Source organism: Pseudomonas alkylphenolica (assembly GCF_016009175.1).
GTDB lineage: Bacteria > Pseudomonadota > Gammaproteobacteria > Pseudomonadales > Pseudomonadaceae > Aquipseudomonas > Aquipseudomonas alkylphenolica_B.
On the sequence record NZ_JADUCM010000002.1, the window covers coordinates 185042 to 197227 of the forward strand.

Annotated in this window: 12 protein-coding genes; 11 read left to right on the forward strand and 1 reads right to left on the reverse strand. The window is 61.0% G+C overall.

Going from position 1 to position 12186, the window contains the following annotated elements; all coding sequences use genetic code 11:
- Window positions 1-47: 47 nt before the first annotated feature.
- Window positions 48-959, reverse strand: a complete 912-nt coding sequence (locus I5S59_RS03100; protein ID WP_197875348.1) for a LysR family transcriptional regulator — start codon at window positions 957-959, stop codon at window positions 48-50.
- Window positions 960-1088: 129 nt separating this feature from the next.
- On the opposite strand from I5S59_RS03100, the gene I5S59_RS03105 reads away from it, so the two are divergent.
- The 11 genes from I5S59_RS03105 (at window position 1089) to catA (ending at window position 12178) form a co-directional block, all read left to right on the forward strand.
- Complete coding sequence (locus I5S59_RS03105) at window positions 1089-2045, forward strand: AraC family transcriptional regulator (protein ID WP_197875349.1); 957 nt, start codon at window positions 1089-1091, stop codon at window positions 2043-2045.
- A gap of 147 nt (window positions 2046-2192) precedes the next feature.
- Window positions 2193-3524: an aromatic acid/H+ symport family MFS transporter gene (locus tag I5S59_RS03110; RefSeq protein WP_197875350.1), complete on the forward strand. Its 1332-nt coding sequence runs from the start codon at window positions 2193-2195 to the stop codon at window positions 3522-3524.
- 103 nt (window positions 3525-3627) lie between these two features.
- Window positions 3628-4881 (forward strand): OprD family porin, encoded by a 1254-nt coding sequence (locus I5S59_RS03115; protein ID WP_197875351.1) that lies wholly within the window; start codon window positions 3628-3630, stop codon window positions 4879-4881.
- 115 nt (window positions 4882-4996) lie between these two features.
- Window positions 4997-5953, forward strand: coding sequence for an AraC family transcriptional regulator (locus I5S59_RS03120; RefSeq protein WP_197875352.1), 957 nt, complete (start codon window positions 4997-4999; stop codon window positions 5951-5953).
- Window positions 5954-6059: 106 nt separating this feature from the next.
- Window positions 6060-7418, forward strand: coding sequence for a benzoate 1,2-dioxygenase large subunit (gene benA, locus I5S59_RS03125; RefSeq protein ID WP_197875353.1), 1359 nt, complete (start codon window positions 6060-6062; stop codon window positions 7416-7418).
- Window positions 7415-7903 (forward strand): benzoate 1,2-dioxygenase small subunit, encoded by a 489-nt coding sequence (benB, locus tag I5S59_RS03130; protein ID WP_197875354.1) that lies wholly within the window; start codon window positions 7415-7417, stop codon window positions 7901-7903. Before benA ends, benB begins: the two co-directional genes overlap by 4 nt.
- 25 nt (window positions 7904-7928) lie before the next feature.
- Window positions 7929-8939, forward strand: a complete 1011-nt coding sequence (gene benC, locus I5S59_RS03135; protein ID WP_197875355.1) for a benzoate 1,2-dioxygenase electron transfer component BenC — start codon at window positions 7929-7931, stop codon at window positions 8937-8939.
- Window positions 8940-9002: 63 nt separating this feature from the next.
- On the forward strand, window positions 9003-9764 hold the full coding sequence (locus tag I5S59_RS03140) for a 1,6-dihydroxycyclohexa-2,4-diene-1-carboxylate dehydrogenase (protein ID WP_197875356.1): 762 nt from the start codon (window positions 9003-9005) through the stop codon (window positions 9762-9764).
- Window positions 9765-9783: 19 nt separating this feature from the next.
- Entirely contained in the window at window positions 9784-10905 is a 1122-nt protein-coding gene (locus I5S59_RS03145; RefSeq protein ID WP_197875357.1) for a muconate cycloisomerase family protein, read from the forward strand.
- An 11-nt stretch (window positions 10906-10916) separates the two neighbouring features.
- The gene (gene catC, locus I5S59_RS03150; protein ID WP_197875358.1) at window positions 10917-11207 is read left to right on the forward strand and encodes a muconolactone Delta-isomerase; all 291 of its coding nucleotides are present in this window, start codon (window positions 10917-10919) and stop codon (window positions 11205-11207) included.
- A 38-nt stretch (window positions 11208-11245) separates the two neighbouring features.
- The gene (gene catA / locus I5S59_RS03155; protein WP_197875359.1) at window positions 11246-12178 is read left to right on the forward strand and encodes a catechol 1,2-dioxygenase; all 933 of its coding nucleotides are present in this window, start codon (window positions 11246-11248) and stop codon (window positions 12176-12178) included.
- The last annotated feature ends 8 nt before the right edge of the window (window positions 12179-12186 follow it).

Sequence of the window (12186 nt, forward strand, 5' to 3'; positions counted from 1 at the left end):
GAGGCTTCTATTGGCGGTGCCAGTGCGTACGAGTGCCTGTGGATATCTCAACCTGGTAGCGCAGGTGCGCTTTTTATATGCCCTGTGGATAAAATCAGGCGCTCCACCAGGTCAAGGCAATGGCGGACCTGTGGAGAGTTATCCCCAACCCGGCGGCTGAGAATGATCGGCGAAACGGCGGCGGACTCGCTCAGCGGCGCATAAACGATATCGTCGCGATGCTGGCGCTGCACCGACGCCGGCACCAGGGTTATCCCCAGGCCAGCCGCCACCAGTCCCAATGCCGTCTGCAGTTCATTGGTCCACTGGATAACTTGCACACTCAGGCCCTGGCTGGAGAACAGGCCCATGATGTGGTCGGCATAGCTTGGTCGAGGTGTGGCGGGATAGAGGATGAATGGCTCGAACGCCAGGCGCACCAGGTCAATGGGTTGGCCGATCAGCGGGTGGCCGCAGGGCAGGGCAACCACCAGCGGGTCTTCGCGCAGAACCTGCTGTTCGATGGCCGGGTCCCTGATATGAATACGGCCGAAGCCGATATCAATGCGTCCGGCTTTCAGGGCTTCGACCTGTTGCAAGGTAATCATCTCCTGCAGGCCCAGTTCCAGTTCGGCATTGCGGCGTAACTGGCGGATCAGTTCAGGCAGCAGGTCGTAGAGCGTCGAAGGTGCGAAACCTATGCGCAACCATTGTCGCTCGCTGTTGGCGATGCGTTTGGCGCCTTCGGCGATCTGTTCGAGTTGATCGAGCAGCATCGCACTCTGTTCGTAAAAGTAGCGGCCTGCTTCAGTCAGGCGCAGCGGCCGGTTGCGCTCCAGCAACTCGACGCCGAGGGTTTCCTCCAGCTGACGGATCTGCCGGCTCAGGGGCGGTTGGGCGATATGCAGCTGCTCGGCGGCGCGGGTGAAGTTCAGGGTCTGCGCGAGCACCCGAAAATAACGCAGATGGCGCAGTTCCATGATACCTCCAGGGTATTGTTGCCTACCCAACAGATATTGGACTGCCTACCACCGGTGACGCAAGCTGCTTCCCTGTGGATAACCAGACCCTGTGGATATCGTCCAGCAAGAACAAAAAGAGGGCAGCCCATGAGCAGCCACCTGTTGAGCGAGCGCAGCCGTGTGTTTCAGCGCGCCGATCCTTATGCCGTGTCCGAATACGTCAATCAGCATGTCGGTGGCCACAGCCTGCGCCTGCCCCGAACCGGCGACCTGCAGGCGAGCATCAACCACCGCAAGTTTGCCAGCCTTGACCTGTGCCGCCTGAGCTACGGCGGAAAGGCGCGGATTACCTCGCCCGCACTGGGCACCCTGTATCACCTGCAGATATTGCTCAAGGGACATTGCCAGTCGAACTGTCGCGGCAATGAGCATTACTACGTCCCCGGTGAGCTGCTGTTGATCAACCCGGACGATCCGGTAGACCTGACCTACTCGGCCGACTGCGAAAAATTCATCCTCAAACTGCCGGTCGCCCTGCTGGAACAGGCTTGCCAGGAGCAGCGCTGGCAGGTGCCGGACGGGGGCATCCGTTTCAATAGCGCACGCCATGTCACCGGCGAGCTGGAAGGATTTATCGGGTTGCTTGGCCTGGTGTGCGAAGAGGCGGAGTCGACGAATTCGTTGCTGCAGGTACAGGAGCATTACGGTCGCATCGTTGCCAGCAAACTGCTCAGCTTGCTGGGCAATAACGTTCAGCGCGGGGAGCCTTCGCAACAGCCGCACTCGTTTGAGCAACTGGCCGCCTATATCGACGCTCACCTGGATCAGGACATCAGTGTCGTGCAGCTGATGAATGTGGCGCGGGTCAGTGAGCGCTCGTTGTATTCGCTGTTCGAAAGGCATGCCGGGTTGTCGCCCAAGGGCTATGTGCGCCAGCGCAAGCTTGACCGCATTCATGCGGCGCTTCAGGACCCGTCCAGCACGGTGCGTAATGTCACCGAGATTGCCCTGGACTACGGTTTTCTGCACCTGGGGCGTTTTGCCGAAAGCTACCGCCAGCGCTTCGGCGAACTGCCTTCGGTTACCTTCAAACGCCATCGCTGACACCTGGTCAGCCCCTGCGCAAACTGGATAGCGATTCGCAGGAAACGGCTATTGGCGCTTTTGTGCTGCTCCTAACCTGATACCGCGAACACTGCTCGGCAGGTTCGCCTTCGGGTTTCGATAACAACAACAAAAGAGACACGCCACATGCGAGCGATCGATATCAACAGCCTGATCGATCAGGCGAAGTTCAATACCTTTCACTGGCGTGTACTGTTCTGGTGCGCGCTGATCATCATCTTCGACGGCTATGATCTGGTCATCTACGGCGTAGTGTTGCCGGCGTTGATGCAGGAGTGGGGCATGACCCCGCTGCAGGCTGGCGCCCTGGGCAGCTACGCCCTGTTCGGCATGATGTTCGGTGCCCTGGTGTTCGGGCCGCTGTCCGACCGCATCGGGCGCAAGAAAGCCATCATGATCTGCGTGATCCTCTTCAGTGGCTTTACCGTGCTCAATGGCTTTGCCCGCAACCCCACCGAGTTCGGTATCTGCCGTTTCCTAGCGGGGCTGGGCATCGGCGGGGTGATGCCCAACGTGGTCGCGTTGATGAACGAGTACGCCCCAAAACGCATGCGCAGCACGCTGGTGGCAATCATGTTCAGTGGCTATTCGGTAGGCGGCATGCTTTCGGCGGGCCTGGGTATCGTGCTGTTGCCGGCCTTTGGTTGGCAGTCGGTGTTCTACGTCGCCGTCATCCCGTTGCTGCTGTTGCCGTTGATCCTGCGCTTCTTGCCAGAGTCGCTGGGTTTTCTGGTACGCCAGGGCCATACCGAACAGGCCAGCCAATTGCTGCAACGGGTCGAGCCCGGTTACCAGCCACAGGCAGGCGATCGTCTGGAAGTGGTCACTGGCGTCGAAGCCGGCGGTTCTGTGCCGCAGCTGTTCCGTGAAGGTCGGGCACTGAGCACGTTGATGCTCTGGGTCGCGTTCTTCTGCTGCTTGCTGATGGTTTACGCCCTCAACTCCTGGCTGCCAAAACTGATGAGCAATGCCGGTTATGGATTGGGATCGAGCCTGGCCTTTCTCCTGGTGCTTAACTTCGGGGCGATTTTTGGCGCGGTCGGTGGCGGCTGGATTGGTGATCGATTCAAGCTAGACCGCGTGCTGGTGGTGTTCTTCGCGCTGGCCGCACTGTCGATCAGCCTGCTGGGCTTCAAAAGTCCGACACCGGTGCTGTACCTGCTGATCGCCATTGCCGGGGCGACCACGATCGGTACACAGATCCTGGCCTATGCCTGCGTCGCGCAGTTCTACCCGATGGGGATTCGCTCCACAGGGCTGGGTTGGGCCTCGGGCATTGGGCGTAGCGGGGCAATCGTTGGCCCGATCCTCGGCGGTCTGTTGCTGGGGATTCAACTGCCGCTGGCGCTGAATTTCATGGCCTTTGCCGTACCGGGCGCCGTGGCGGCGGTGGCGATGATGGTGTTTGCCTGCCGCAGTACGGCCAAGCGCACCGCGACCCTGCCATCAGCGGCCTAGCCAACCACTAAACCAGCTCCCGCAAATCCTGTAGGAGCTGGCGCAGCCTGCGATGCGGACCCCGCAGTCCTCACGTCAAAACAACAATAAAGAGCACGCCATCATGAACAACCTTCGTCCAACCGGGTTGCTGTCTTTGCTCGCCCTGAGTTTTACCACCCAGGCCGCCGAACCTGATTTCTTCAAGGACACCACCGCCACGCTGCAAGCGCGCAACTATTACTTCAGCCGCGATTTTTCCGGCATCGTCGGCGCCAACCAGCAATCGAAGGCCGAGGAATGGGGGCAGGGCTTCATCCTCAACGTCAAGTCGGGCTATACCCCGGGGATCATTGGTGTAGGCGTCGATGCCATCGGCCTGCTCGGGATCAAGCTCGACAGCAGCCCGGACCGTACCGGTACCGGGTTGCTACCGGTTCAGGACGACGGCCGCGCGGCAGACGAATACAGCCGGGCAGGGGCGACCTTGAAGCTGCGTTATTCGAAGACCGAAGTGAAAGTCGGTGAGCTGCAAACCAACCTGCCCATTCTCCAGTACAACGATTCGCGCTTGCTGCCGCCGACTTATCAGGGAGCCAGCATTTCTTCGGCCGAGATCAGTGGCCTGACCCTGCAGGCAGGCCACCTGAGCTCCACCAGCCTGCGCAACGAAGCGGGCGATGAAAAATTGATCGCCATGCTCGGCCACCTGCCGCAGCGCCAGGCCGACAGCGATGCCTTCAATTTCGCCGGTGGCGATTACAGCTTCAACGCCAACCGCAGCACCTTGAGCCTGTGGTATGGCCGACTCGAAGACATTTATCAACAGGGCTTTGTCGGTCTCAAGCACAGCGAGCCGGTGGGCGATTGGGTGCTGGGCGCCAACCTGGGTTATTTCAGCGCCAAGGAGCAAGGTGAAAGCCGTATTGGCGATATCGATAACCAGGCTTTCTATTCGCTGCTGTCGGCCAAGCGTGGTGGGCATACCTTTACCGTCGGCTACCAGGGCATCTTTGGCGAGAACGCGTTTCCCCGTGTGTTTCCGAATATTTCACCTTTGGGTAACGAAGTGCCGACCTATGAGTTCTCCTATGCCGATGAGCGCTCCTGGCAGGTGCGCTACGACTACGACTTCGTCGCAATGGGCGTGCCGGGGCTGACGGCAACGGTGCGCTACCTGAAGGGTAACAACGTCGATACCGGGCTCGGCTTTGAAGGCAAGGAGCATGAGCGCGATCTGGATATCGGCTATGCGGTGCAGAGCGGCGTGCTCAAGGGGCTTGGGGTGCGCTTGCGCAATGCCATGGCGCGCTCCAACTACCGCTCGGATATTGATGAGAACCGGGTGGTGCTGACGTATACCTGGACCTTGTTGTAAAGCGCATCGCGGGTAATTGAGCGATGTGTTTGGCAACACACCGTCCATCCCGCGATTGGTCGAAGACGCGTGCTTTCGCTTAGACTGCCAGGATAACTACAACGAGTGTCCTGGTATGGAGAGTCCCCTGCTCAGTGAGCGCAGCCGGGTTTTCGATCGTGCCGATCCTTATGCCGTGTCGACCTACGTCAATCAGCATGTGGGCGTGCACCACATCCGTCTGCCGCATCACGGTCACCCCGAGGCGTGCCTCGACCATCGCAAGTTCGCCAGCCTGGATCTGTGTCGGATCAGCTACGGCGGCGAAGTACGGGTGATGTCGCCGGCGTTGGAAAACGTCTTTCACCTGCAAATCCTGCTGCGTGGCCATTGCCTGTGGCGGCGCGGTCGTGCCGAGCGTTTGCTGGGGCCGGGTGAGCTGCTGCTGATCAACCCGGACGAACCGGTTGACCTCGCGTACTCGGCCGACTGCGAAAAATTCATTCTCAAACTGCCCAACCGCCTGCTCGAAAGTGTCTGCGACGAACAACGCTGGCAACGCCCCAGCGAGGGCGTGCGGTTTATCCACAGCCACTATCAGTTGCTGGCGCTGGAAGGGTTTGCCGGGCTGCTGGCCATGGTTTGCCATGAAGCCGAAGCCAGCGAACCACTGCTGCGGGTTCAGGAACACTACAGCCAGATCGTCGCCAGCAAGCTGCTGACCCTGATGCCGACCAACGTCAGCCGTGAGGCCATCAACAGCCAGGGCGTCACCTTCGACCGGATCGCCGGTTACATCGAGGGCAACCTCAAGCTGGATATCAGCAGCGAACAATTGGCACGCATGGCCAGCATGAGCCTGCGCTCGCTGTATGCGCTGTTTGAGCGAAATGCCGGCACCACGCCGAAAATGTACATCCGCCAGAAAAAACTCGAACGCATCCACGCCAACCTGGCCGATGCCAATTGCCCGGTGCGCAGCATCACGGAACTGGCCATGGACTACGGTTTCGTCCACCTCGGCCGCTTTTCGGAAAACTACAAGTCGCTGTTCGGCGAACTGCCCTCCGACACCCTCAAGCGTCGTTCCTGACACTTTGCAGAAAACGGATAAAGGTCTGCACAAAGCGGATATTTGCCGTTCCCCTCGCTCCTTAACCTGACATGGCCTGAACACAATAACAACGGAGGCCCCGGCCATGTCCCTGGGATTCGATTACCTTAATTCCCTGCTTGAAGAAGATCAGGAGAAGGGCGTCTTTCGCTGCAAGCGCGAGATGTTCACCGACCCCCGTCTGTTCGATCTTGAAATGAAACACATCTTCGAGGGCAACTGGCTGTACCTTGCCCACGAAAGCCAGATTCCTGAAAAGAACGACTTCCTCACCACCACCATGGGGCGCCAGCCGATCTTCATCGCGCGCAACAAGGAGGGGGTGCTCAATGCCTTTCTCAATGCCTGCAGCCACCGCGGTGCGATGCTCTGCCGGCACAAGAGCGGTAACCGCTCGTCCTACACCTGCCCGTTCCACGGCTGGACGTTCAACAACTCCGGCAAGCTGCTCAAGGTCAAGGATCCGGTCGATGCCGGCTACCCGGCGAGCTTCAACTGTGACGGCTCCCATGACCTGACCAAGGTCGCCCGTTTCGAGTCCTATCGCGGCTTCTTGTTTGGCAGCCTGAACCCGGACGTAGTGCCGCTGGTAGAACACCTGGGCGAGTCGGCGAAGATCATCGACATGATCGTCGATCAGTCGCCTGAAGGACTGGAAGTGCTTCGCGGCTCTTCTTCCTACATCTATGAAGGCAACTGGAAGCTGACCGCCGAGAACGGTGCCGACGGCTACCACGTCAGTGCCGTGCACTGGAACTACGCCGCCACCCAGAACCAGCGCAAGCAGCGCGAGGCGGGCGGTGAAGTGAAGACAATGAGTGCTGGCGGCTGGGCCAAGAGCGGCGGCGGCTTCTACTCCTTCGACAGGGGCCACCTGTTGCTCTGGACCCGTTGGGCCAACCCCGAGGACCGTCCGCTGTTCGAGCGCCGTGACGAACTGGCTGCCGACTTCGGCCAGGCCCGCGCCAACTGGATGATCGAGAACTCACGCAACCTGTGCCTGTACCCCAACGTCTACCTGATGGACCAGTTCAGCTCGCAGATCCGTATCGCCCGGCCAATCGCCGTGGACAAGACCGAGATCACCATCTATTGCATCGCGCCGAAAGGCGAGAGCGACGAGGCCCGGGCCCAGCGTATCCGTCAGTACGAAGACTTCTTCAACGTCAGTGGCATGGCTACCCCGGATGACCTCGAAGAGTTCCGCTCGTGCCAGATGGGCTACCAGGGCGGGCGTGGCTGGAACGACATGTCCCGCGGGGCCACCCACTGGGTCGACGGTGCCGATGCTGCTGCGCAGGAAATCGACCTGCATCCGCAAATGAGCGGTGTGCGCACTGAAGACGAAGGCCTGTTCGTGCTGCAACACAAGTACTGGCAGGAAACCATGCTCAAGGCCCTCGCCGACGACCAGCAACTGATCCCCGTGGAGGCCGTGCAATGAGCATTTCCTTCGAGCAAGTGCGCGACTTCCTCTACGAAGAAGCGCGTTACCTGGACGACAGCCAGTGGGACAACTGGCTGGAGTGCTACGCCGCCGACGCCACCTTCTGGATGCCGGCCTGGGACGACAACGACCAGCTCACCGAAGACCCGCAACGGGAAATCTCGCTGATCTGGTACGGCAACCGTGGCGGCCTGGAAGACCGGGTGTTCCGGATCAAGACCGAACGCTCCAGTGCGACCATGCCCGACACCCGCACGTCGCACAACATCAGCAACATCGAACTGCTGGAACAGGGCGATGGCGTCTGCAAGGTACGCTTCAACTGGCACACCTTAAGCTTTCGCTACAAGACAGTGGACAGTCACTTCGGCACCAGTTTCTACACCCTTGATGTGCGCGGCGACCGGCCGCTGATCAAGGCCAAGAAAGTCGTGCTCAAGAACGACTACGTGCGTCAGGTCATCGACGTTTACCACATCTGAATCCAGCTTTTCTGCGAGGTGCGCCATGCACAAGATCGCCTTGAATTTCGAGGACGGGGTTACCCGTTTCATTGACGCCGCTGCTGACGAAACCGTGGCGGATGCCGCCTACCGCCAGGGCATCAACATTCCACTGGATTGCCGTGATGGCGCCTGCGGTACCTGCAAGTGCTTTGCCGAGGCCGGTCGTTACGACCTCGGCCAGGAATACATCGAAGACGCTTTGAGCGAAGAGGAAGCCGCCCAGGGTTATGTACTGACCTGCCAGATGCGTGCTGAGAGTGATTGCGTGGTGCGCATTCCGGCTTCCTCCCAGGTGTGCAAGACCGAGCAATCCAGCTACCAGGCCAGCATCAGCGCGGTGCGCCAGCTCTCAGACAGCACCATTGCGCTGTCGATCAAGGGCGATGCCCTGAGCCGCCTGGCCTTCCTGCCCGGGCAGTACGTCAACCTCGGCGTGCCCGGCAGCGAACAGACCCGCGCCTATTCCTTCAGCTCGCTGCAAAAGGATGGCGAAGTCAGCTTCCTGATCCGCAACGTGCCGGGCGGCCTGATGAGCAGTTTTCTCACCGGTCTCGCGAAAGCGGGCGACAACATGACCCTGGCCGGGCCGCTGGGCAGTTTCTACCTGCGCGAAATCCGCCGACCGTTGCTGTTGCTGGCGGGGGGGACCGGGCTCGCACCGTTCACCGCAATGCTGGAGAAAATCGCCGAAGAGGGCAGTGAGCATCCGCTGCACCTGATCTACGGCGTGACCAACGACTTCGATCTGGTGGAGCTTGACCGCCTGCAAGCGTTGGCTGCACGCATCCCCAACTTCAGCTACAGCGCCTGCGTGGCCAACCCCGAGAGCCAGCACCCGCTCAAGGGCTATGTCACCCAGCACATCGAGCCGCGCCACCTCAACGAGGGCGACGTCGATGTGTACCTGTGCGGCCCGCCACCGATGGTCGAAGCGGTCAGCCAGTACATCCGCGAACAGGGCATCACCCCGGCGAATTTCTACTACGAAAAATTCGCCGCCGCCGCTGCCTGAACCTGTTTACGGGGCCGGGCGCATCGTGCGGGTACGTTCGGTCCCTTTTTACTCGAGGTTGTCATGAACAACAGATTCGACAACAAGGTCGCGCTGGTTACCGGCGCGGCGCAGGGCATCGGCCGCCGTCTGTGCGAGCGCTTGCTTGAAGAGGGCGCGACCCTGGTGGCCGTGGATCGCTCGGAACTGGTCCACGAACTGCAAGGCGAGGGCGTACTGACCCTGACCGCAGACCTGGAGCAGTACGACGACTGCAACCGGGTCATGGCCGCTGCGGTGGAGCGCTTCGGTCGCCTCGATGTGCTGGTCAACAACGTTGGCGGCACCATCTGGGCCAAGCCGTTCGAGCACTATGAAGCCGCGCAGATCGAAGCCGAAGTGCGTCGCTCGTTGTTCCCGACCTTGTGGTGCTGTCATGCCGCCTTGCCCTACATGCTCGAGCAGGGCCATGGCGCCATCGTCAACGTTTCCTCGATCGCCACGCGCAGCGTCAACCGTGTGCCGTACGGCGCCGCCAAAGGCGGGGTGAACGCACTGACCGCTTGCCTGGCCTTTGAAACCGCTGGCCGCGGTGTGCGGGTCAACGCTACGGCCCCCGGTGGCACCGAAGCACCGCCACGTCGGGTGCCGCGTAACAGTGCCGAACAGAGCGGCGACGAGAAAGTCTGGTACCAGCAGATCGTCGACCAGACCCTCGACAGCAGCCTGATGAAACGCTACGGCAACCTCGATGAGCAGGTTGGCGCGATCCTCTTCCTGGCCTCCGACGAGGCTTCCTATATCACCGGCACGGTATTGCCGGTCGGCGGCGGCGATCTCGGCTGAGCGCCCCCTGGAGATATCGATGAGTCATCCCCTGATTGAACGCATCTCGACGCTGATCGTCGACCTGCCCACCATTCGCCCGCACAAACTGGCGATGCACACCATGCAGAAACAGACGCTGGTGATCATCCGCCTGCAGTGTTCGGATGGCATCGAAGGCCTCGGTGAGTCCACCACAATCGGCGGCCTGGCCTATGGCAACGAAAGCCCGGAAAGCATCAAGCAGAACATCGACAGCTACTTCGCACCGCTGCTGATCGGCCAGAATGCCAGCAACATCAATGCCGCCATGCAACGCCTGGACAAGGTCATCAAAGGCAACACCTTTGCCCGTTCCGGGATCGAAAGTGCGTTGCTCGATGCGCAGGGCAAGCGTCAGGGCCTGGCCGTCAGTGAACTGCTTGGCGGGCGTGTGCGCGACAGCCTGGAAGTGGCCTGGACCCTGGCCAGCGGCGACACTGCGCGCGACATTGCCGAGGCCGAGCAGATGCTCGATCTGCGCCGTCACCGCATCTTCAAACTGAAGATCGGTTCCAACGAAGTCGCCCATGACCTCAACCATGTGATCGCCATCAAACGCGCACTGGGCGAACGCGCCAGCGTGCGGGTCGACGTCAATCAGTATTGGGACGAGTCCCAGGCCATCCGCGCCTGTCAGGTGCTGGGCGACAACGGTATCGACCTGGTCGAGCAACCGATTTCGCGGATCAACCGTGCCGGTCAAGTGCGCCTGAACCAGCGCAGCCCGGCACCGATCATGGCCGATGAATCCATCGAGAGCGTCGAGGATGCCTTCAGCCTGGCGGCCGATGGCGCAGCGAGCATCTTCGCCTTGAAGATCGCCAAGAACGGCGGCCCGCGTGCCGTATTGCGCACCGCGCAGATCGCCGAAGCCGCCGGTATCGCCCTGTACGGCGGGACCATGCTCGAAGGTTCGATCGGCACCCTGGCCGCTGCCCATGCCTTTGTCACCCTGAACACACTGACCTGGCACACCGAACTGTTCGGCCCGCTGCTGCTGACCGAAGAGATCGTCAACGAGGCGCCGGTGTACCGCGACTTCGCCCTGCACGTACCCCGCACCCCGGGCCTGGGCCTGACCCTGGACGAAGAGCGCCTGGCGTTCTTCAGCCGCAAGTAAGGAGAGATGCCATGTTGTTCCACGTGAAAATGACCGTGAACCTGCCCCTGGACATTGACCCGGCCAAAGCCGCGCAACTCAAGGCCGACGAAAAGGCACTGGCCCAGCGCCTGCAGCGCGAAGGCAGCTGGCGCCACCTGTGGCGCATCGCCGGGCACTACGCCAACTACAGCGTGTTCGACCTGCCCAGCGTCGAGGCGCTGCACGACACCCTGATGCAGCTGCCGCTGTTCCCCTACATGGCCATCGAAATCGATGGCCTGTGCCGCCACCCGTCATCGATCCACAGCGACGACCGTTGAACGCGAAACGCCGATAACAACAATTCGAGGTACATACCATGACCGTGAAGATCGCTCACACTGCCGATGTCCAGAAATTCTTCGAAGAAGTCAGTGGCCTGAACAACGACCTGGGCAGCCCGCGCATGAAGCGGGTGACCAACCGCATCGTCAACGATGTGGCGCGCATCATCGAAGACCTGCAGGTGACACCTGATGAGTTCTGGAAGGCGGTGGATTACCTCAACCGCCTGGGTTCGCGCCAGGAGGCCGGCTTGCTGGTCGCAGGACTGGGCGTGGAACACTACCTGGACCTGCAACTGGATGCCCAGGACGCCGAAGCCGGCATCAGCGGCGGTACGCCGCGCACCATCGAAGGTCCGCTGTATGTCGCCGGCGCACCGCTGGCCGAAGGCGAAGTGCGCATGGACGACGGCCTGGACCCGGGTACCGTGATGTTCCTTCAGGGCCGTGTCCTCGACGAGCAAGGTCAGCCGGTGGCTGGCGCCGTGGTCGACCTGTGGCATGCCAACACCCAGGGTACCTATTCGTATTTCGACAGCACCCAGTCAGACTACAACCTGCGTCGGCGCATCGTTACCGATGGCGAAGGCCGCTACCGTGCCCGCAGCATCGTACCGTCCGGCTATGGTTGCCCCGCTGACGGCCCGACCCAGGAGTTGCTCGACCACCTGGGGCGTCACGGCAATCGTCCGGCGCACATCCACTTCTTCATCTCGGCACCGGGCTATCGTCACCTGACCACCCAGATCAACCTGGCCGGTGATCAGTACCTGTGGGACGACTTTGCCTATGCCACCCGTGATGGCTTGATCGGCGAACTGCGCTTTGTCGAGGACGCGGCGGCAGCCGATGCCCGCGGTGTTGAAGGGCGCTTTGCCGAAATGGACTTCGACTTCCAGTTGCTCGCGGCACCCAAGCCTGCCAGCGAAGCACGCAGCAAGCGGCCGCGGGCGTTGCAGGACGCCTGAGAACCGGG

Coding starts and splice junctions, on each gene's coding strand:
- I5S59_RS03100 (WP_197875348.1), bottom strand. CDS start 959: ATGGAACTGCGCCATCTGCGTTATTTTCGGGTGCTCGCGCAGACCCTG.
- I5S59_RS03105 (WP_197875349.1), top strand. CDS start 1,089: ATGAGCAGCCACCTGTTGAGCGAGCGCAGCCGTGTGTTTCAGCGCGCC.
- I5S59_RS03110 (WP_197875350.1), top strand. CDS start 2,193: ATGCGAGCGATCGATATCAACAGCCTGATCGATCAGGCGAAGTTCAAT.
- I5S59_RS03115 (WP_197875351.1), top strand. CDS start 3,628: ATGAACAACCTTCGTCCAACCGGGTTGCTGTCTTTGCTCGCCCTGAGT.
- I5S59_RS03120 (WP_197875352.1), top strand. CDS start 4,997: ATGGAGAGTCCCCTGCTCAGTGAGCGCAGCCGGGTTTTCGATCGTGCC.
- benA (WP_197875353.1), top strand. CDS start 6,060: ATGTCCCTGGGATTCGATTACCTTAATTCCCTGCTTGAAGAAGATCAG.
- benB (WP_197875354.1), top strand. CDS start 7,415: ATGAGCATTTCCTTCGAGCAAGTGCGCGACTTCCTCTACGAAGAAGCG.
- benC (WP_197875355.1), top strand. CDS start 7,929: ATGCACAAGATCGCCTTGAATTTCGAGGACGGGGTTACCCGTTTCATT.
- I5S59_RS03140 (WP_197875356.1), top strand. CDS start 9,003: ATGAACAACAGATTCGACAACAAGGTCGCGCTGGTTACCGGCGCGGCG.
- I5S59_RS03145 (WP_197875357.1), top strand. CDS start 9,784: ATGAGTCATCCCCTGATTGAACGCATCTCGACGCTGATCGTCGACCTG.
- catC (WP_197875358.1), top strand. CDS start 10,917: ATGTTGTTCCACGTGAAAATGACCGTGAACCTGCCCCTGGACATTGAC.
- catA (WP_197875359.1), top strand. CDS start 11,246: ATGACCGTGAAGATCGCTCACACTGCCGATGTCCAGAAATTCTTCGAA.